Source organism: Pseudomonas sp. RG1 (assembly GCF_025910115.1).
GTDB lineage: Bacteria > Pseudomonadota > Gammaproteobacteria > Pseudomonadales > Pseudomonadaceae > Aquipseudomonas > Aquipseudomonas atacamensis.
The window spans coordinates 19,421-39,248 of record NZ_JAPCIK010000036.1 but is presented as its reverse complement, the minus strand read 5'-3'; the positions used below and the strand labels follow the sequence as shown (position 1 = coordinate 39,248).

The following is a 19,828-nucleotide window of genomic DNA, read 5'->3' as shown; positions in this document are numbered from 1 at the left end:
GTTCCTTAACCATTGTCACGTGAAGGGTCAGCGGCAGAGTGGGCGGCCATGACTGCCTCACCGACGGCTTTCCAGGCCTGCAGATCGCTTTGGTCGCCCAGCGCGGTGGCTTGCAATAGCGTCCCGGCAGATAAGCCGCTGGTCTGACAAGCGGCCTGGCAACGACGCACCCAGTCAACGTGAGCCATCGAGGTGGCGCAGTCAGCGGGGAGGGTGCTGGTCAGCGCGATGATTTGCGCTTGCGGCCACTCCAGCAAACGCGCAAGGGCAGCATTGGCCGTTTCACTGGCGAGCTGGCGCAGGACCTTGTTTTTCAATCGGGCCTTGGCTGGATTGGCGCTACTGAAATAACTCAACAGGCTGTCTTCGGAATGGCTCTGGCTGTGGAACCAGTCACTGAAGCGTTCGAGCAGATAGAGATCGGAAAGTGACGGCATGCTGTTGCTGCCTTCCTCGTATTCAGGACCACCCAGCCACATCGGATTGATCACGAACAAGCGCAGAGCGCTATTGCTCAGACGCAGTTCTCTGACGATCTCGGCGTGGCGAGCTACCCGTTGATAATCCTCGATCAACGCTTGGGGCAGAGGGGTCTTGAGCGCTTGCAGCAAGAGGCTGTAGGGCGTGGCCCAGGCCCAGTGGATGACGGCCCGGCAGCAATCCGGCGCCAGCTTGGCGGCTTCCTGGAACAGCCCTTCGAGCAACTGTGCCTGACGGTCATGTACGTCGAGTAGAAACTTGACGAGCTTGTCTGCACAAGCATCTTTGACAGGCTGAGTCAGACCGAGACCCTTGAGCGCTTCAACGACATCGCTCTGTAACCAGGCAACGGGTTCATCCACCAGAGTCAGTGGGCGGTCAAGGCCAGACAGCAGGCCATCAGCATTGATCAGCCTGTGTTCGATCAGTAACTGGAACCAGTCGATTTGTCCTCGCTTGCGTTTGCCATCGCTCTGCAGCGGCAGGCCCAACGCATTTATCTGGGCCTCGGTCACCAGGCTCCGGCGCGTATCGCTTTGCAGCCTCGTCAGACGCGCCCGCAACTCATCGGGCAGGGGAGCTTGCTCAGCCAATCTGATCTGTTGATCATTTTCCGGCTCTTCGTGATTTGGCGGGGCATCGATGCCCAGGCGTTGCAATACCTGAGTCACGGTCTGCTGACTGTCTTTGAGCCAGGTGAAAGCCCAATCCAGTTGCATCAGCACATCGAGGATGTCCGGATTTGCCGCTGTGGACGGTGCACTCAAGCGGCCGCTGGCGAGTGCGGTTTTGTACGACGAGCCTCCGAGAAGTCCCGCCAATGCCAGCAACTCTTCGACCGAGTGCCCGAACAACCTGGCGATCCGTGCCTGGCGGTACAGCGAGGAAATGGTTGGCAAGTCACGCTTGAGCGTGCCCACATGCTTTTCGGTCTGCCGGGCAATCAACAGAAGAGAGTCTTCGGTGGGCTGCACACCGAGCCCGGCACATAGTTGCAGCAGGGTTTTCTGCGTTGCGGCATCGAGGGAGATCAAATCTATGGGCGTTTGATCGAGAATCAGCGGTGTGTCGAACAGTTGCACACGGTTGAACACTTGATCGAACAACGGCACCGCGTCCTTGCCACTGGCATAGGGGCTGAGGTCGTTCATCAGCGCCGCGAACTCTTCAGGTTCGATGCTGTAGCGTCGGTTCAGGTAACGATAGACGCCCAGCGCACGCAAGGTATTTTCGTTCAGCTCCATGCCAAGGTTGGTTTCGCCCTCGGCGCGGATGGCACTGCAGATCAATGTGTCGAGTCTGGCGAAAGGAATGCCGCTCCAGCGTTGCAGGCGGATCATCCGTTGCAGGCGATCGAGACGATCAAGTGAGGTTTTGGTCAGACGCCATTGTTTGTTGTCGCCCGACGCTATCCGTTCCAGTCCTATGGCGTGGTCTGACTCATCGCTCAGGCCTGTTTCCGGGCCCGGTTCCGGCGCGTTGTCGGACAGTTCAGCACCGGGACCGATGCCATTGACGTAGCAGGCACTGTAGTGATTTGGAAAAGGCCCGGTCTGGGGGCCAATCCTGTTCGGGGCCGGCTGCAGGTATGGACAATTGGGCGACAACCGCACCGCAAAGCTGCGGCGGGCTACAAGCTGCTCGACCTGTTCAGCGTTGAGGCCAGTGTGTTGCATAAAGTCAGTCAGCAGGGTCAGTTGCTGCACGGGCGAATCGCTGGTGACTTCGACACCGTAGTTGCTTTTGAAAAAGTTCTTTTCTGTGGTTGTCAGGCGGTACTGGTCATCCAGCGTAAAGGCGAAGCGCTGTCTGGCCAGACGGACCGGTTGGTCCACGGTCCCGGTGGCAGTGATCAGATCGAATCTGGCTGTGTATCCCTGCTCCGTCGGCGGGGGAAGGCGGGCAGCCTGGAAATGCACAACGATGGGTTTATCTGTCGCAGCGTGCAGACGATTTACCAGCCAGCCAGTGCCGGTGAGGTCCGGCACGTTAGAGCTCAGATCGATACTGGCTGGCACGGTCTTGTCGTCTTTGCGAAAGGTCAGTGAAACAACGGTTTTTGCGCCGCCTTGATCTGTTGGTGCGTCCGCTGGCGGAGTCGCGGTCACGTCATCAGGCTGTCCTGACAGCAGCAAGTAACACCTGCTCCGTGTGGTATGTGGCCGCAGGTAGGCGGTGAGGGGGCTTTGCCAGCCGTCGAGGAGATTGCTGCGTGTCAGATAAAAATGGCTGAAGACCGGGGGGGCGATCAGCAATTGCTGTTGTTGTGGGCTCAACCCGCACAGCATCCGTTGTGCCTGTAGCACCGGATGCTGCAATTTCCCATAGTCGTTGATTGCTACCTGTTTGACCGGTAGCAACAGACTGGCCCGGTAATTCAACTCGCCCAGACGCGGCTTATTATCAGCGAGCCCAAGTTGGCATTGGTGATGATAGAAGTTGTAGGGCAGTTCGAAGGGGTAGCTCCGTTCGGCCAGTACCTGATAGGTGGATTTGCTTTTGTCGGGAAGATTGCCATCCAGATAGGTGCGCAGATGACTTTCCAATACCTGCGTGACAATTTCCAGCATTGGCCTCGGTGTGAAGGTGCTCTCCTGGCTGATCAACAGGTCCTTGAGGTCAGGACGGCGTTGATCCATCAACAGCCGCTTGGGATCCTCACTGGTGGCTTCCAGTTGCAGGGAAAATCTCCGCAGTTCAGTCAGGTAGGCCACCGGACTATCGTTGGCGGCAATGGCTCCGACCTTGGTGAACTCGTCCCAGTTTTCATTGAACATGCGTTGATAAGTAGCGCCCAGCGCAACCAGCGAGCTCACGCCACTGCGTTGAGCCAGTTGCTGCATCGCGCCGGAAGAGGTCTGGTATTCCCGATACAGGCGCGCAATCAGTGCCGCATACTTCATTGCATTGTCGTAAGCCCCATCGGCGTTCGCGTCGCTGTATAGGGCGAGCTGGCGAGCGAACGCTGCTTTGGATAGACGGACAATATCGAAGACCGAGGTGAAACCCATTTGCTGCATGGCGGTGGGGAAGTCGCTGCGGTCTTTTTTCAAAGATTCATCAGGTTTCACGAGAGCATTCAACAGTCTGTTGTTATCGGCCATGACTATGGATCTCCTGCTAAAAGGGTAACGGCCCGCAAAGAGGTCGCACAGGAGCAAGCTAACGGTAAATGCTTGTGACGTAACCTGTCAGAGCTGACAGTTGCCGGCGGTCTTATTAGAACAAGTTGCTATGAGTAATATTCTTATTGGATCTATTGGCTTGCTCTGTTTCTTATATCGAATCAGACGTTTAACTTTGAATAATAATTTCTAATTTGTCTAGGTGGCTGTCAGAAGTAACAGTTGTTTGAGTTTTTTTCTGGGCTTACCGTGCTTGGAAGCTGAGCTGGACGTCAATTTGGCGATTTTTTAATTGTTCTTCGAGTTGTTGAACAAGTTGATAGGTTCTTTCAGAAGTCAGCCACTCCGGTAAGTTCTGCTTCTCGGAAAAAGCCATGCGTTTGATGCTTATTCCTACGCAGGGTCGCTTGGCGGAAGATTCCAAAGTGGTAAGCGCTTAGTAAGTATCGAACGCAATAAATCGTCAGGGAGAAAAACAATGAATAATTATAGTTGCATAATGATGAATAGTTTTACTGAGATTGCGGATGGGATGGATAACATCGAAAGCGGACATTGTATCGAGGTTTCGGCAGATGATTTTACTGTTGACAATCTTCATAGCGAAGAAATCGGGACTTATACCAAGGCGGTTTTACAAGTACGCCATGAATTTTTTGGATTGTCAGCTTCTCTTGAGGTGGAATTTTCTTTTAACCCCTATGGTGCCGCATTTACTTGCTATGCAAAGCGCTACGCTGCAGTGAATAACGGTAGAAAAAGCGGGAATGTTATTTTTGACTTTTATTCGCAGTCCTCATTTGGTGAAAAGGAGGTGACTAATGACAACGCCATTCAGGATGGACAGTGGCATGAGATATTTGGCGCCGGAGGCACGGTAGCTGGGGATACCGAAAGAGCTTATATATATTTTAAATTCATATTTGATCTCCCCGGTCCCGATACATGGGCGTCAGTTCGGGTCAGGATTCCATTCTCTGTTGCTAGACCGAGTATCACTAATCCAGGAATAGTGAAGACTACTCGCCCGACGATAACCGGCACGGGTATAGGAGGTGCCAGCATTAAATTGTATGAGCACAATGTCCCTCAAGTCGTTCTGGCAACTACAATAGTGCAAAGCAATGATTTATGGGGCGTACAGCTGGAGCGAACCCTGGCAATGGCCGACCCGTTTCACATGACGGCCACTCAAACCTTGAACGGGTTACCCTCTGGATATACACCGCACGTGAGTTTTGCGGTCCTTTTCAAACCGGTTATCTTCAACGTAACCGTATCCGCTGACGGCAAACCAACAATCAGTGGCGCAGCCGGGCTCAAGGACGCCACGCTTAAAATTTTCAAGCACAATGAAGAGAGCGCTAGTTTAACGACCACTGTCTTAACGGACGGCACTTGGTCAGTTTCTGCCACCACAGCGTGGCCCCCAGGTAAACATGTGATCATGGCGGAACAAACGGCCAAGAACACCGGCGGGCGTTCTGATCGATCCGAGCCCCGATCGCTTGAAGTCAAGCCGCCCAAGCCCGCTATAACTCCGCCACCTAATCCGGCCGCAGTGAAACAGCCGCTGAGCATCACCCTCGTTTTTTCTGATGCCGTCACCCTGCAATTGTTGACTGAGGCCGGCGCACCGGTGGCTGGCAGTTTCACTGGCAGTGGCTCAGCTCGCACATTCATACCGACAGCGAACTGGGATGTAGGCTCCACGAAGGTCAAAGTTGTGCAGAGTGTGGGCGGCGTGTCCTCCGAACCAAGCGATCCAGTCACCATTCTGATAAATGCGAAACCGCCCAAACCTGTGATCACTCACCCTTTACCGCACACCGGTCATCATGCCGAGGTCAGGGTGCAAGGAACGTGCATCGCGGGAGCGACGATCACTTTGCAAAGTGCCGCTGGCGTCTCTCTGCAAGGCAACCTGACCTACAATGCAACGACATGGTTTTTCGAGTACCTCTGGCTGCCCGGTCCTAAACATATCAAGGCGCAGCAGAGCGTGAATGGAGATACGTCTGAAGCAACCGCTGTCCTCGAGTTTTACATCAAGCCAGCTACGCCTGACATCGAGCCGCCAACCGACCCGGCAACACCGAAACAGCCTTTGAAAATCACCGGTGTCGCGTCAGGCGCCGTCACCCTGCAAATGTTTACCAAACCCGATAGAGCCGTGCCTGGCCAATTCACCAGCAGCGGAGCCGACCGCCTCTTCACTCCGGCGGAGGACTGGACGCCCGGCGAAAACACTGTCTACGTCATCCAAACGGTAAACGGCGTGGACTCTGACCCCAGTGACTTGTGCACTTTCACCGTGGAGGTGGAGGACCGGCCCGACGCCCCTCAATTCCAGCAACCGCAGGCGGGGGGCATAACTTCAATATATCCCACCCTCAAGATCGCCGGCCTGCCAGGCGCGCTGCAAACCGTTCGCTTTGAGAACGGCGCTACGTTGCACGAAGACACCGCGGGCGCAGACGGGATCCTGACATTCACCGTGGTGAATCCGTTAGAGCCGGGCACCATTGTCCTTGAGGCTAAACAGGCCAGAGGGGGAATGGACTCGGATTGGAGCGCGCCGCATCGCTTTACGGCCAAGGCTGCGCCGTCAATCCCGGCTATCGAAGCGCCACGGGCGAACTCCGAGACATCACGCTATCCGAGGATTCGCGGCACAGGAGCAACGGGAGGTGAGATTGTCCTGCGTCATGCGCTTGATCCCATGGAAGAGTTTGCCATTGTCGACGGTTCAACCCGGTGGAATTGGACCGCAGAAAAAGCGTGGGCCCTCGGAGACTATGCCGTGCAGGCCCGGCAGACATTCGACGGGGAATGTTCCGACTGGACTGAGGCTCGCTCCTTCAAGGTGAGCGAATCGCGGTATGCCATTGGTGACGCCACCCCCGCCATCGGTACACCGGTGGTGGGCACCGAGCAGAGCGTGCTGTTGCGAATCCAGGTCATCTCCGGTGTCAGCGGGGAGGTAGCCGCTGGCGTGGAGGTGAAGTGGCGCGTCAATGGCGAGGAGGAGGTGCTGGCGACAACGCAGACCGACGTCAACGGCTGGACCGGTTATCGCTATACACCTGAAACAGTCGGCAGACATGAAGTTCTTGCAGACGTCACTCAGGACAACGCCGGTGTGATTTTGACCGAACTCTATGAAGTGAATGCGGTACTGGACGATGTCTGGGCGCAGGCAGCAGAGCTTTATCTGGACGGTGAGCGCGTCGACCCTGCACGCGAGTTCGTGCTGTTGAGAAAAGACCTGCCCTATAAGCTGGAGCTGAAGGTTGCCGACGACAGTGTTTTGATTGGCTCTACCGTCACTTTGCAGAACTTCTGGGGCGCGAAGGAACGAGGCCTGACTTTCAACCCTTATCTGGGGACGCCGCTGACGATAAACAAAGGATCGTCAATCCATTGGTATATTTCTGCCGAAGAGGCGAACAGTGGTTTTTACGGTTTGAGTCTGGCCAGTTCGATACTGCCCGACTGGGAGCTGCCCGGGCGAGTGGAGGCGGGGGATTTGGCTGACGCCGTGAGGTTTGATCTTGATGGGTTCCCACAGGTGTTCGGTGGCGCCCCGGCGTTCCCCTGCCTGGGGGCCACGCATACATTGACTTTGCGACCCCAGGACAGCAGTTTTCTGCTCGGCCAGGACGTAGTTCTGGAGTTGAGTGCGCAAGCGGCCGATCTAGGCGTGACCTTGAGTCCGAGCAGCCCGCAAACGCTCGGTGAAGACGGGGTGAGCTGGTTGCTGAACTGCGTCGACAGCACCAGTGCCGGCGATTTCGCAGTCTGGTTGAAGGTGCCGGCGCTGGAATTCAGTTCGCTGGAGTTGCCCATGTCGCTGGCGCATAACAGTGCTGAAGTATCTGAAAAATTCGGCCCTCAGCAAATGGGAGGTTCGGCCGCGTACTGGAGGTATGGCATTCGCGCGGTTTCCACTTTCACGGGACTGCCGGCGGGGGGAGTGCCGGTGACTGTCGCGGTGACTGGCAAGCCAACCGTGGAGAATTTTACTGCTCGCGATGGCTGGATATTTATCAGCTACTACGACGGAGAGTTTGCGAGTTTGTCCATTCGTAACCGCTATGGAAAGTAATGGCTGGGCAAGCGTCTGCAACTACAGGGCGGCGCGGTACTTGTCACGGGTTGTTGCTGCGCAAAAAATCCCGGACCAAAAAAACGGCACCTGCGAAGGTGCCGTTTCCATTTCAGCCAGATCAGCCGAGCAATCAGCCCGCCAGACCCGCCTGCTGTACCAGCACCAGCAATGGCTGCGGGTACACGCCCAGGAAGAATGCGACCAGGGCGATGGCCAGCAGCATCACGCCGCCTGCCTTCTGTTCCCAGTGCAGCTGGGCGTCGTGGCGACGCAGGTTAGGCTCGATCAGGTACAGGGTGACCATCACGCGCAGGTAGTAGAAGACGCCGATGGCGCTGCCCAGTACCAGTGCGCCGACCAGCCACCACTGACGCGTTTCGACGCCGCTGGCGATGATGTAGAACTTGCCGATGAAGCCGGCGGTCAGCGGGATGCCGGCCAGGGACAGCATCATCACGGTCAGCACGGCGGTCAGGTACGGACGGCGCCAGAACAGGCCGCGGTACTCGTACAGCGCGTCAGCGTCGCGGCCGTTGTACGGCGACGACATCAGGGTGATCACGCCGAACGCGCCGAGGCTGGTGATGACATAAGTCACCAGATAGACGCCGATGGCTTCCACCGCCAGACCCTTGCTCGCCACCAGCGCGATCAGCAGATAGCCGAAGTGCGCAATCGACGAGTAACCGAGCAGACGCTTGAGGTTGCTCTGGGTCAGGGCCAGCAGGTTACCGAACAGGATCGAGGCGACCGCGATCACGCTGAGCACATCGCTCAGCACACCACTGCTGGCAGCAGGGGAGAGCTGGAACAGACGCACCATCACCGCAAACACTGCGACCTTCGAAGCGGTAGCGAGGAACGCCGCCACCGGTGCCGGAGCACCTTCGTAGACGTCCGGCGTCCACAGGTGGAACGGTACCAGCGACAGCTTGAACGCCAGACCGATCAGCATCATGCCCAGGCCCAGTTGCGCCAGCGGGCTTGGCAGACCGGTTGCAGCCAGGGCCTGACCGATGCCGACGAAGCTCAGCGAACCGGCGTCGGCGTAGAGCAGCGCCATACCGAACAGCAGGAACGCGGAACCGGCGGCCGACAGCACCATGTACTTGATGCCGGCTTCCAGCGAACGCTTGTTGAAGAAGGCGTAAGCCACCAGACCGTAGACCGGTACCGAGAGCAGTTCCAGACCGATGAACAACCCGGCCAGGTGCTGCGCGCTGACCAGAACCAGACCACCGGCGGCGGCCATCAGGATCAGCAGGTACAGTTCTTCGCGATTGCCCGGGTAGCCCGAACCGCCATCACCCAGATAGGCGTGGGCGAGGGTGACGCAGGCGAGGGTGGCGACCAGGATCATCGCCATGTACAGGCAGGCAAACGCGTCGATCTGCAGCAACGGGGTCACGGCCAGAGGCGCGACTTTCAACGCAGGCAGGATCGACAGCAGGGCCAGGTTCAGACCCGCCACCGAAATCAGGAAGGTCTGCGAGTGGTTGCGGCGCCAGGCGATTGCCAGCATCACCACGATAATGGTGAGGCTGGTGATCAACAGTGGCGCAAGCGCAATAAAGTGTTGAATCGTGAATTCCATAGCGCTCTTACCGGGCCGAAGCGAGTTGAGAGAAGGCGGTGCCGAGCCACTGCTGCACGCCATGCATGGTGGCGGCAGAGGTGTCGAGGAACGGTTGCGGGTAGACGCCGAGGTAAATCAGCAACACCGCCAGACCGAGCACCATGATCAGTTCGCGAGCGTCCATGCCGTGCAGCACCGCGTCGGATTTCGACGGGCCGAAGTAGGCACGGTGAATCATGATCAGCGAGTAGACCGAACCGAACACCAGACCGGAAGTGGCAATCGCCGTGACCCATGGAGCGCTGGCGAAGGAGCCGATCAGGATCAGGAACTCGCCGACAAAGTTACCGGTGCCCGGCAAGCCCAGCGACGCCGCCGCGAAGAACAGGCTGATCGCCGGCAGGTAAGCGATACGCGACCACAGACCGCCCATCTCACGCATGTCACGCGTATGCAGACGCTCGTACAACTGACCGCTGAGGATAAACAGCGCCGCTGCCGACAGACCGTGCGCCAGCATCTGGATCACTGCGCCTTGCAGCGCCAGTTGGCTGCCGGAGTAGATACCGATCAACACGAAGCCCATGTGGGAAACGGAAGAGAAGGCAATCAGACGCTTGATGTCGGTTTGTGCGAACGCCAGGAACGCGCCGTAGAAGATCCCGATCAGACCGAGGGTCATGGCGATCGGCGCGAACTCGGCCGAAGCGTTCGGGAACAGCGGCAGGGCGAAACGCAGCAGACCGTAGGCCGCGGTTTTCAGCAGGATACCGGCGAGGTCGACGGAACCGGCAGTCGGTGCCTGGGCGTGAGCATCAGGCAGCCAGGAGTGGAACGGTACGACGGGCAGCTTGACCGCGAAGGCGATGAAGAAGCCGAGCATCAGAATGTACTCGGTGGTCATCGACATCTTGGTTTTCAACAGGTCGGCGTAGTTGAAGGTGATCACGCCGGTATTGTTGAAGTTGACCAGCACCAGACCGAGGATCGCCACCAGCATGATCAGGCCGGACGCCTGAGTGAAGATGAAGAACTTGGTCGCCGCGTAGATCCGGGTTTTCTTGCCGTCCGAAGAACTGTGACCCCAGAGCGCGATGAGGAAGTACATCGGCACCAGCATCATTTCCCAGAAGAAGAAGAACATGAACAGGTCGAGGGCGAGGAACACGCCGACCACACCGCCCAGGATCCACATCAGGTTGAGGTGGAAGAAGCCAACGTGACGTTGAATCTCTTTCCACGAGCAGAGTACCGAGAGGATACCCAGCAGCCCGGTCAGCAGGATCATCAACAGCGACAGGCCGTCGAGGGCCAGGTGCACGTTGATGCCGAAACGCTGGATCCAGACATGCTTGAACTCAAGCGCCCAGGTCGGATCGGCGCCCGGCGCCGGTGCGAATGAATAGTCACCGTGGGCCCACAGCCAGAGGCCGAGCGCGAGTTCCAGGGTCATGGTCAACAGCGCAATCCAGCGCGGGAGGGTAGCGCCGAAGCGCTCACCCATCCAGCACAGCAGGCCGCCGATGAAGGGGATCAGGATTAGCCAAGGCAGAATCATGACGGGCTCGTTTCCTTTCGCAAATTCGCAAGGTTCATATCAGACCGCTACCAGCACGATGGCGCCGATCACCAGCACGGCACCAGCAGCCATCGAGGCGGCGTACCAACGCAGTTGACCGGTCTCGGTGCGGCTCAGGGCAGTGTGACCACCCTTGGCCATACGCGGGATCAGACCGATGGTCTGGTCGAGCGGGTCTTTGCGCAGTACATGACTGATCGCAAGGTACGGCTTGACGAACAGTTTGTCGTAGATCCAGTCGAAGCCCCAGGCAGCGAACCACCAGGCCGAAAGGAAACGGCCGATGCCGCTGTTGGCGATCGCCGTGACGAAGCGACGCTTGCCAAGGAACAGCAGCGCTGCCAGCAGGATACCGGCCAGGGCGATGGCGCCCGAGGCGATTTCCAGACTGTGCTTGGCTTCGCCACCGGCATGGCCGACGCTTTGCGGCAGTACGCCGTGCAGCGGCGGCACGATCATCGCGCCGACGAAAGTCGACAGCACGATCAGCACCGACAGTGGCAGCCAGTGGGCGATGCCGTGGCCGGCGTGGGCTTCGGTCTTGGCTTCACCGTGGAACGCGATGAAGATCAGGCGGAAGGTGTACAGCGACGTCATGAACGCACCGACCAGACCTGCGTAAAGCAGACCCTGGTTGCCGCTGGCGAACGCTTCCCAGAGGATTTCGTCCTTGGAGTAGAAACCTGCGGTAACCAGTGGCAGAGCGGCCAGCGCGGCACCACCGACGATGAAGCTGGCGTAGGCCAGTGGCAGTTTCTTCCACAGACCGCCCATCTTGAAGATGTTCTGCTCGTGGTGGCAGGCAACGATCACCGCACCGGAAGCAAGGAACAGCAGGGCCTTGAAGAAGGCGTGGGTCATCAGGTGGAAGATCGCGCCTTCCCAGGCGCCAACGCCCAGCGCCAGGAACATGTAGCCGATCTGGCTCATGGTCGAGTAGGCGAGGATACGTTTGATGTCGGTCTGTACCAGCGCGGCGAAACCGGCCAGTACCAGGGTCACGCCACCGACGATGCCGACGAGGTGCAGGATGTCCGGCGCCAGCGCAAACAGACCGTGGGTACGGGCAATCAGGTAGACACCGGCGGTCACCATGGTCGCGGCGTGGATCAGTGCCGAAACCGGGGTAGGGCCGGCCATCGCATCCGCGAGCCAGGTCTGCAGTGGCAGTTGCGCCGATTTACCGACAGCACCGCCGAGCAGCATCAGGGTTGCCAGAACGATCCAGAAGTCGCCGACCTTGAAGTGCTCAGGCGCACGTACCAGCAGTTCCTGGACGTTCAGCGTGCCCAGTTGCTGGAACAGGATGAACAGGCCGATGGCCATGAACACGTCGCCGATACGGGTGACGATGAATGCCTTGAGTGCGGCGTTACCGTTGTTGCGGTTGCTGTAGTAGAAACCGATCAACAGGTACGAGCACAGGCCCACGCCTTCCCAGCCGAAGTAGATGAACAGCAGGTTATCGCCGAGGATCAGGAACAGCATGCTGGCGATGAACAGGTTGGTGTACGAGAAGAAGCGCGAGTAACCGTCTTCACCACGCATGTACCAGGACGCGAACAGGTGGATCAGGAAGCCGACGCCGACGACCACACCGAGCATGGTCACCGACAGGCCATCCAGGTACAGCGCGAAGTTCGGCTGGAAACCTTCCACCGACATCCAGCGCCACAGCACCTGGGTGTACACGCCACCTTCCGGCGGCGCGACGTTGAATTGCCAGATCACGTAAGCGGTGACGATAGCCGACAGGCCGATCGAACCGACACCGATCAGCGCCGAGAGGTTTTCCGAGAAGCGGCCGCGCGAGAACGACAGCAACAGGAACCCGATCAGAGGGAATACGAAAGTCAGGAAGAGTAGGTTCATCCGCGCATCTCACTGGCAGCGTCGATATCGAGCGTGTGGAAGCGGCGATACAGTTGCAGCAGGATCGCCAGGCCAATACTGGCCTCGGCTGCGGCAAGGCTGATCACCAGGATGAACATGATCTGTCCATCCGGCTGCGCCCAGCGGGCGCCCGCGACGATGAAGGCCAGGGCAGAGGCGTTCATCATCACTTCCAGACTCATCAACACGAACAAAATGTTGCGGCGGACCATCAGGCCGACCAGACCAAGGCAGAACAGGATGCCGGCGACGGCTAAACCATGTTCGAGAGGGATAGCAGGCATGTCTTACTCCTTCGCCTCGTTACGGCCCAAATGGAACGCCGTGACGGCTGCAGCGAGCAGCAGCATCGAGGCGAGTTCGACCACCAGCAGGTACGGGCCGAACAGGCTGATGCCCACGGCTTTCGCGTCTACGGTGGTGTGGCCGATGGCCTGGCCGCTCTGGTGAGCGAACAGCACATACAGCAGTTCGGCCAGCAGCAGCGCGGCAAGAATCACCGGTCCTGCCCAGATGCCGGGCTTGAGCCAGGTGCGTTCCTGCTGCACCGAGGCCGGGCCGAGGTTGAGCATCATCACCACGAACACGAACAGCACCATGATGGCACCGGCGTAGGCGATCACTTCCAGCACACCGGCGAACGGCGCGCCAAGGGCGAAGAAGGTCATGGCCACGGCGATCAACGAGATGATCAGGTAGAGCAGGGCGTGCACAGGGTTGGTGTTGGTGACCACACGCAGCGTGGACACCACAGCAATACCCGATGCGAAATAGAAAGCGAATTCCATCGTTCTTCCTTAAGGCAGCAAGCTCTTCACGTTGATCGGTTCGGCTTCGTTCTGCGCAGCGCCTTTCGGCTTGCCAGCGATTGCCATACCTGCAACACGATAGAAGTTGTAATCAGGGTTTTTGCCGGGGCCGGAGATCAGCAGATCTTCTTTCTCGTACACCAGGTCCTGACGTTTGAACTCGGCCATCTCGAAATCCGGGGTCAACTGGATCGCGGTGGTCGGGCAGGCTTCCTCGCAGAGACCGCAGAAAATGCAGCGCGAGAAGTTGATCCGGAAGAAGTCCGGGTACCAGCGACCGTCTTCGGTTTCAGCTTTCTGCAGCGAGATGCAACCCACCGGGCAGGCCACGGCGCACAGGTTGCAGGCTACGCAGCGTTCTTCGCCATCGGGGTCGCGGGTCAGGACGATGCGGCCACGGTAACGCGGCGGCAGGTAGACCTGCTCCTCGGGGTATTGCAGGGTGTCGCGCTTGCGAAAGCCATGGCCGAAGACCATGACCAGGCTGCGCAACTGGGTACCGGTACCCTTAACGATGTCGCCAATATATTTGAACATGGGTCAAATCCTCACTGAACCGCAACCGCAGGCGTGTTCATCAACACAACCGCAGCGGTCACCAGCAAATTGATCAGGGTCAGTGGCAGGCAGAATTTCCAGCTGAAATCCATCACCTGGTCATAACGCGGACGCGGGATGGAAGCGCGCAGCAGGATGAACAGCATGATGAAGAACGCGGTCTTCAGTGCGAACCAGACGAAGGACAGTTGCGGCAGGATGCCGAACGGACCGTGCCAGCCACCGAAGAACAGGGTGACCAGCAGCGCCGAGATCAGGATGATGCCGATGTATTCACCGACGAAGAACATGCCCCATTTCATACCGGCGTATTCAATGTGGTAACCGTCGGCCAGTTCCTGTTCCGCTTCCGGCTGGTCGAACGGGTGACGGTGAGTCACGGCGACACCAGCGATGAAGAAGGTACAGAAGCCGAAGAACTGCGGAATGATGAACCACAGGTTCTGCGCCTGGTACTCGACGATGTCGCGCATGTTGAACGAGCCAACCTGGACCACGATGCCCATCAGGGCCAGGCCCATGAACACTTCGTAGGACACGGTCTGCGCCGAGGCACGCAAGCTGCCGAGCAGGGCGAACTTGTTGTTGCTCGACCAGCCGGCGAACAGCACCGCGTAGACCGACAGACCGGCCATGGCGAAGAAGAACAGCAGGCCGATGTTCAGATCCGCCACGCCCCAGGTCGGGGTGATCGGGATGATCGCAAAGGCGATCAGCAGGGCGGACATGGCCACCACCGGCGCCAGGGTGAAGATCACCTTGTCGGCGAACGGCGGGGTCCAGTCTTCCTTGAAGAACATCTTCAGCATGTCGGCGGCGATCTGGAACATGCCGAACGGGCCAACGCGGTTCGGACCGTAACGGTCCTGCCACCAGCCCAGCAGGCGACGTTCGACAAAGCTGAGCAAGGCGCCTGCAACCACTACGGCCAGCAGGATCACGATGGCTTTGATGACCGTCAGGATCACATCGATCACTTCAGGGGTGAACCAGGTCATTGCGCTGCCTCCTGCAGACCGTCGACGGACACGCCGGCGAATGCCGGTGGAATGCCGGCGATGCCCGCAGGCAATGCCACCAGACCGGCGCCCAGTTCTTCATTGATGCGCAGCGGCAGACGCAATGTCTGACCGGCCACGTTCAGGCTCAGCAGGGCACCGTCGTTGACGCCGAGGCGATCCGCTTCGGATTTCGCCAGCGCGACGTAAGGTGCCGGAATGCGTTCCTGTACCGGGGCGGCTTTCGAAGAGTTTTCTTCGCTGCCGAACAGGTGGAAGAACGGCACGGCTTGCCAGGTACCCGGCGCCGGGTTGAACGCACGCGGCGCAGCAGCGAACCAGTTCAGCGAATCACCGGTGCTTTCGATCAGGCGGGTGCCCGGGTCGCCAGCACGCAGATGACCACCGACTTCGTCCTGGAACTTGTTCCACGCTTGTGGCGAGTTCCAGCCCGGCGACCATGCGAATGGCACTTGCTGACGCGGTTCGGCGGAGCCCGAGTAACCTTCCATGGAGAAGGCGAACGCGGTGTCCTGGTCTTGCGGGGTGCGTGGTTCGTGAACGCTGATGTCGGCGCGCATGGCGGTGCGGCCGGAATAACGCAGCGGCTCACGGGCCAGTTTCAGACCCTTGATGCGGAAAGCAGCCGACGGTGCAGCATCGACGATGCGCGCCAGTTGCGCGGTGCTCGAGGCAACGGCAGCGGTGACGTGGTCGAGTTGCGTCCAGTCGATCGGCTGGTTCAGCAGGGTCGCGCGCAGGGCATGCAGCCAGCGCCAGCCTTCGTGCACCAGAATGCTCGCATCCATGTATTGCGGATCGAAAACCTGGAAGAAGCGCTGAGCGCGGCCTTCCTGGCTGACCAGCGTACCGTCGCCCTCGGCGAAGCTTGCCGCTGGCAGCACCAGGTGCGCGCGATCGGTGGTGGCGGTTTTCTGATGGTCGGCAACGATCACCACTTTCGCGGCGTTCAGTGCGGCATCGACCTTGGCTTTGGCGGTGCGGGTGTACAGATCGTTTTCCAGCACGACGATAGCGTCGGCCTTGCCATCGATGACCGCTTGCAGCGCGGCGTCGACCGATTCGCCACCGAGCATGGCCAGACCGAGGCTGTTGGCTTCCGGCACGATCAGGCTGATCGAACCGTTCTTCTCGCGCAGCTTCAAAGCCTTGGCGATGTTCGCGGCAGCTTCGATCAGGGCTTTGGAGCCCAGCGAAGTGCCGGCGATGATCAGCGGACGCTTGGCGGCGAGCAGGGCATCGGCGATGCGCTGCGCCAGTTCCAGGGCTTCGGTGTCCAGACCTTCAACGGCCGGGGCACTGGCGTCCAGCGCGTGAGCCACGGCGAAACCGATGCGCGCCAGATCGTCGGGAGCTGCGTGTACGCATTCTTCAGCGACGTCGTCGAGCTTGGTTTCGGCGAGGCTGGCGATAAACAGCGGGTTCAGCGCGTGCTGGCCGATGTTCTTCACCGCCGCGTCGAGCCAAGGCTGGACGCGCATGGCTTCGGCCATGTCTTCAGCCTTGCCCTTGACCGACTGACGCAGAGCCAGCGCCATACGCGCAGCGGTCTGGGTCAGGTCTTCGCCGAGGACGAAAGTCGCGTCGTGGTCTTCGATGTCGCGCATGTTCGGCACTGGCAGCGGGCTGTCGTTCAGCACCTGCAGGACCAGACGAATGCGCTCCAGTTCGGAGGCTTCGATACCCGAATAGAAGTGCTCGGCACCAACCAGTTCGCGCAACGCGTAGTTGCTTTCGAGGCTGGCACGCGGCGAACCGATGCCGACGATGTTGCGCCCGCGCAGCAGGTCGGCGGCTTTGTCCAGCGCAGCGTCGAGGCCGAGCTTGGTGCCGTCGGCCAGCAGCGGCTGACGTGGACGGTCGGTGCGGTTGACGTAGCCATAACCGAAACGGCCACGGTCGCAGAGGAAGTACTGGTTCACCGAACCGTTGAAACGGTTTTCGATGCGACGCAGCTCACCGTAACGCTCGCCCGGGGAAATGTTGCAACCGCTCGAGCAGCCATGGCAGATGCTCGGGGCGAACTGCATGTCCCACTTGCGGTTGTAGCGCTCGGAGTGAGTCTTGTCGGTGAACACACCGGTCGGGCAGACCTCGGTGAGGTTGCCGGAGAACTCGCTTTCGAGGGTGCCGTCTTCAACGCGACCGAAGTACACGTTGTCGTGGGCGCCAAACACACCGAGGTCGGTGCCGCCGGCGTAGTCCTTGTAGAAACGCACGCAGCGGTAGCAAGCGATGCAGCGGTTCATTTCGTGGGAAATGAACGGGCCCAGTTGCTGGTTCTGATGGGTGCGTTTGCTGAAGCGATAACGGCGCTCGTTGTGGCCGGTCATCACTGTCATGTCTTGCAAGTGGCAGTGACCGCCTTCCTCGCACACCGGGCAGTCGTGCGGGTGGTTGGTCATCAGCCATTCGACAACGCTGGCGCGGAACGCCTTGGATTCTTCATCGTCGATGGAGATCCAGGTGTTGTCGGTGGCCGGGGTCATGCAGGACATGACGATGCGACCACGGGTGTCGTTCTCGTCGGTGTACTGCTTGACCGCGCACTGGCGGCAGGCCCCGACGCTACCAAGCGCGGGGTGCCAGCAGAAATATGGAATGTCGAGGCCCAGCGACAGACATGCCTGTAACAGGTTGTCTGCCCCGTCGACTTCGAGCGCTTTGCCGTCTACGTGGATAGTGGCCATGGTTCAAAGGTCTTCGTTGGCCCGGTGTCAGCGGGCGTGGCTAATGGAATCTTGTTATGCGTCCGAATCCAAACAGCCCCGAAGGGCGTCATCGGACGAAAGGCGAAGGGCACGGACCCTTCGCCTTTTTAAGCGTTTACGCGCCGACTACGATCGGCCTTGCCAGAGGCGGGACGGCGGCGCTGACAGGCGCGATACCGGCTTCGAACTCTGGACGGAAGTATTTGATGGCGCTGCCCAGCGGCTCCACGGCACCCGGTGCGTGAGCACAGAAGGTCTTGCCCGGGCCGAGGAAACCGACCAGACCCAGCAGGGTCTCGATGTCGCCCGGCTGGCCCTTGCCCTGTTCGATGGCCATCAGGAGCTTGACGCTCCATGGCAGACCATCGCGGCACGGGGTGCAGAAACCGCAGGATTCGCGTGCGAAGAACTGCTCCATGTTGCGCAGCAGCGAGACCATGTTGACGCTGTCATCCACCGCCATCGCCAGACCGGTACCCATCCGGGTGCCGACCTTGGCGATGCCGCCGGCATACATTTGTGCGTCGAGGTGCTCGGGCAGGAGGAAACCGGTACCGGCACCGCCTGGCTGCCAGGCCTTGAGCTTGAAGCCGTCGCGCATGCCGCCGGCGTAGTCTTCGAACAGTTCACGACCGGTGACGCCGAATGGCAGTTCCCACAGGCCGGGGTTCTTGACCTTGCCGGAGAAGCCCATGAGCTTGGTGCCCATGTCTTCGGAACCTTCGCGGGCCAACGATTTGTACCAGTCAACGCCGTCGGCAATGATCGCCGGCACGTTGCACAGGGTTTCGACGTTGTTCACACAGGTCGGCTTGCCCCACACGCCCACGGCGGCAGGGAAGGGCGGCTTGGAGCGCGGGTTGGCGCGGCGGCCTTCGAGGGAGTTGATCAGTGCGGTTTCTTCACCGCAGATGTAACGTCCGGCGCCGGTGTGGACGAACAGCTCGAAATCGAAACCCGAACCGAGAATGTTCTTGCCCAGCAGGCCGGCCGCCTTGGCTTCTTCCACGGCACGGTTGAGGTGCTTGGCGGCGGTGGTGTATTCGCCGCGCAGGAAGATGTAGCCACGGTAGGTTTTCAGCGCACGGGCACTGATCAGCATGCCTTCGATCAGCAGATGGGGCAGTTGCTCCATCAGCATGCGGTCTTTCCAGGTGTTCGGCTCCATTTCATCCGCGTTGCACAGCAGGTAGCGGATGTTGATGGATTCGTCCTTGGGCATCAGGCCCCACTTCACGCCAGTGGGGAAGCCGGCGCCGCCGCGACCCTTGAGGCCAGCGTCTTTGACGGTCTGGACGATCGCGTCCTGATCCATCTCGGCGAAGGCTTTGCGCGCAGCGGCGTAACCGTTCTTGGCCTGGTATTCGTCGAGCCACACGGCTTCGCCGTCATCGCGCAGACGCCAGGTCAGCGGGTGAGTCTCGGCCGAGCGCTGGATGCGGTTGGCTGGACCAAAAGATGTCAGGGTCATACGTAGCCCTCGAGCAGTTTGGCCACGCCAGCAGGCTGCACGTCGCCAAAGGTGTCGTCGTCGATCATCAGCGCCGGTGCCTTGTCGCAGTTGCCGAGGCAGCAGACAGGCAGCAGGGTGAAACGACCGTCGGCGGTGGTCTGACCCAGGCCGATGCCCAGATTGTTCTGGATTTCGCTGACCACCGACTCGTGGCCGCCGATGTAGCAGACCATGCTGTCGCAGACGCGAATGATGTGGCGGCCGACCGGTTGACGGAAGATCTGGCTGTAAAAAGTCGCCACGCCTTCAACGTCGCTGGCCGGGATACCGAGGATCTCGCCGATCGCGTACAGGGCGCCATCCGGCACCCAGCCGCGTTCTTTCTGTACGATCTTCAGGGCTTCGATCGACGCCGCGCGCGGGTCTTCGTAGTGATGCAACTCGTGCTCGATGGCCGAGCGCTCGGTTTCACTCAAAGTGAAACGGTCTGTCTGGATAAGCGTGCTGTTCATGC

General features: G+C 59.5%; 12 protein-coding genes. 1 reads left to right on the top strand and 11 read right to left on the bottom strand.

What is annotated here, in order from left to right; translation table 11 throughout:
* Nucleotides 1-5: 5 nt before the first annotated feature.
* Nucleotides 6-3,641 carry a Tc toxin subunit A gene (locus OK411_RS18215; RefSeq protein WP_264365478.1) on the bottom strand — a complete coding sequence of 1,212 codons (3,636 nt, stop codon included), beginning with the start codon at nucleotides 3,639-3,641 and terminating at the stop codon, nucleotides 6-8.
* 442 nt (nucleotides 3,642-4,083) lie between these two features.
* On the opposite strand from OK411_RS18215, the gene OK411_RS18210 reads away from it, so the two are divergent.
* Nucleotides 4,084-7,713 carry a hypothetical protein gene (locus tag OK411_RS18210; protein WP_136493744.1) on the top strand — a complete coding sequence of 1,210 codons (3,630 nt, stop codon included), beginning with the start codon at nucleotides 4,084-4,086 and terminating at the stop codon, nucleotides 7,711-7,713.
* A gap of 133 nt (nucleotides 7,714-7,846) precedes the next feature.
* Here OK411_RS18210 and nuoN read toward each other — a convergent pair whose 3' ends face one another.
* The 10 genes from nuoN to nuoE all read right to left on the bottom strand — a co-directional run bounded on the left by nuoN (nucleotide 7,847) and on the right by nuoE (nucleotide 19,826).
* Nucleotides 7,847-9,310: an NADH-quinone oxidoreductase subunit NuoN gene (gene nuoN, locus OK411_RS18205; RefSeq protein WP_024013420.1), complete on the bottom strand. Its 1,464-nt coding sequence runs from the start codon at nucleotides 9,308-9,310 to the stop codon at nucleotides 7,847-7,849.
* Nucleotides 9,311-9,317: 7 nt separating this feature from the next.
* A complete protein-coding gene (nuoM, locus tag OK411_RS18200) occupies nucleotides 9,318-10,850 on the bottom strand; it encodes an NADH-quinone oxidoreductase subunit M (RefSeq protein ID WP_016775285.1) in 1,533 nt (510 codons plus the stop codon).
* A 39-nt stretch (nucleotides 10,851-10,889) separates the two neighbouring features.
* On the bottom strand, nucleotides 10,890-12,743 hold the full coding sequence (nuoL, locus tag OK411_RS18195; protein WP_024013419.1) for an NADH-quinone oxidoreductase subunit L: 1,854 nt from the start codon (nucleotides 12,741-12,743) through the stop codon (nucleotides 10,890-10,892).
* On the bottom strand, nucleotides 12,740-13,048 hold the full coding sequence (gene nuoK / locus OK411_RS18190; RefSeq protein WP_003180046.1) for an NADH-quinone oxidoreductase subunit NuoK: 309 nt from the start codon (nucleotides 13,046-13,048) through the stop codon (nucleotides 12,740-12,742). Before nuoK ends, nuoL begins: the two co-directional genes overlap by 4 nt.
* A 3-nt stretch (nucleotides 13,049-13,051) precedes the next feature.
* Nucleotides 13,052-13,552 (bottom strand): NADH-quinone oxidoreductase subunit J, encoded by a 501-nt coding sequence (gene nuoJ / locus OK411_RS18185; RefSeq protein ID WP_007951462.1) that lies wholly within the window; start codon nucleotides 13,550-13,552, stop codon nucleotides 13,052-13,054.
* Nucleotides 13,553-13,561: 9 nt separating this feature from the next.
* Entirely contained in the window at nucleotides 13,562-14,110 is a 549-nt protein-coding gene (gene nuoI, locus OK411_RS18180; RefSeq protein ID WP_016775283.1) for an NADH-quinone oxidoreductase subunit NuoI, read from the bottom strand.
* Nucleotides 14,111-14,121: 11 nt separating this feature from the next.
* The gene (gene nuoH / locus OK411_RS18175; protein ID WP_016775282.1) at nucleotides 14,122-15,129 is read right to left on the bottom strand and encodes an NADH-quinone oxidoreductase subunit NuoH; all 1,008 of its coding nucleotides are present in this window, start codon (nucleotides 15,127-15,129) and stop codon (nucleotides 14,122-14,124) included.
* Nucleotides 15,126-17,840: an NADH-quinone oxidoreductase subunit NuoG gene (nuoG, locus tag OK411_RS18170; RefSeq protein ID WP_264365477.1), complete on the bottom strand. Its 2,715-nt coding sequence runs from the start codon at nucleotides 17,838-17,840 to the stop codon at nucleotides 15,126-15,128. The genes nuoH and nuoG overlap by 4 nt, the downstream gene beginning before the upstream one ends.
* Nucleotides 17,841-17,976: 136 nt before the next feature.
* The gene (nuoF, locus tag OK411_RS18165; protein ID WP_024013417.1) at nucleotides 17,977-19,332 is read right to left on the bottom strand and encodes an NADH-quinone oxidoreductase subunit NuoF; all 1,356 of its coding nucleotides are present in this window, start codon (nucleotides 19,330-19,332) and stop codon (nucleotides 17,977-17,979) included.
* Complete coding sequence (gene nuoE / locus OK411_RS18160; RefSeq protein WP_003223804.1) at nucleotides 19,329-19,826, bottom strand: NADH-quinone oxidoreductase subunit NuoE; 498 nt, start codon at nucleotides 19,824-19,826, stop codon at nucleotides 19,329-19,331. Before nuoE ends, nuoF begins: the two co-directional genes overlap by 4 nt.
* Nucleotides 19,827-19,828 lie beyond the last annotated feature (2 nt).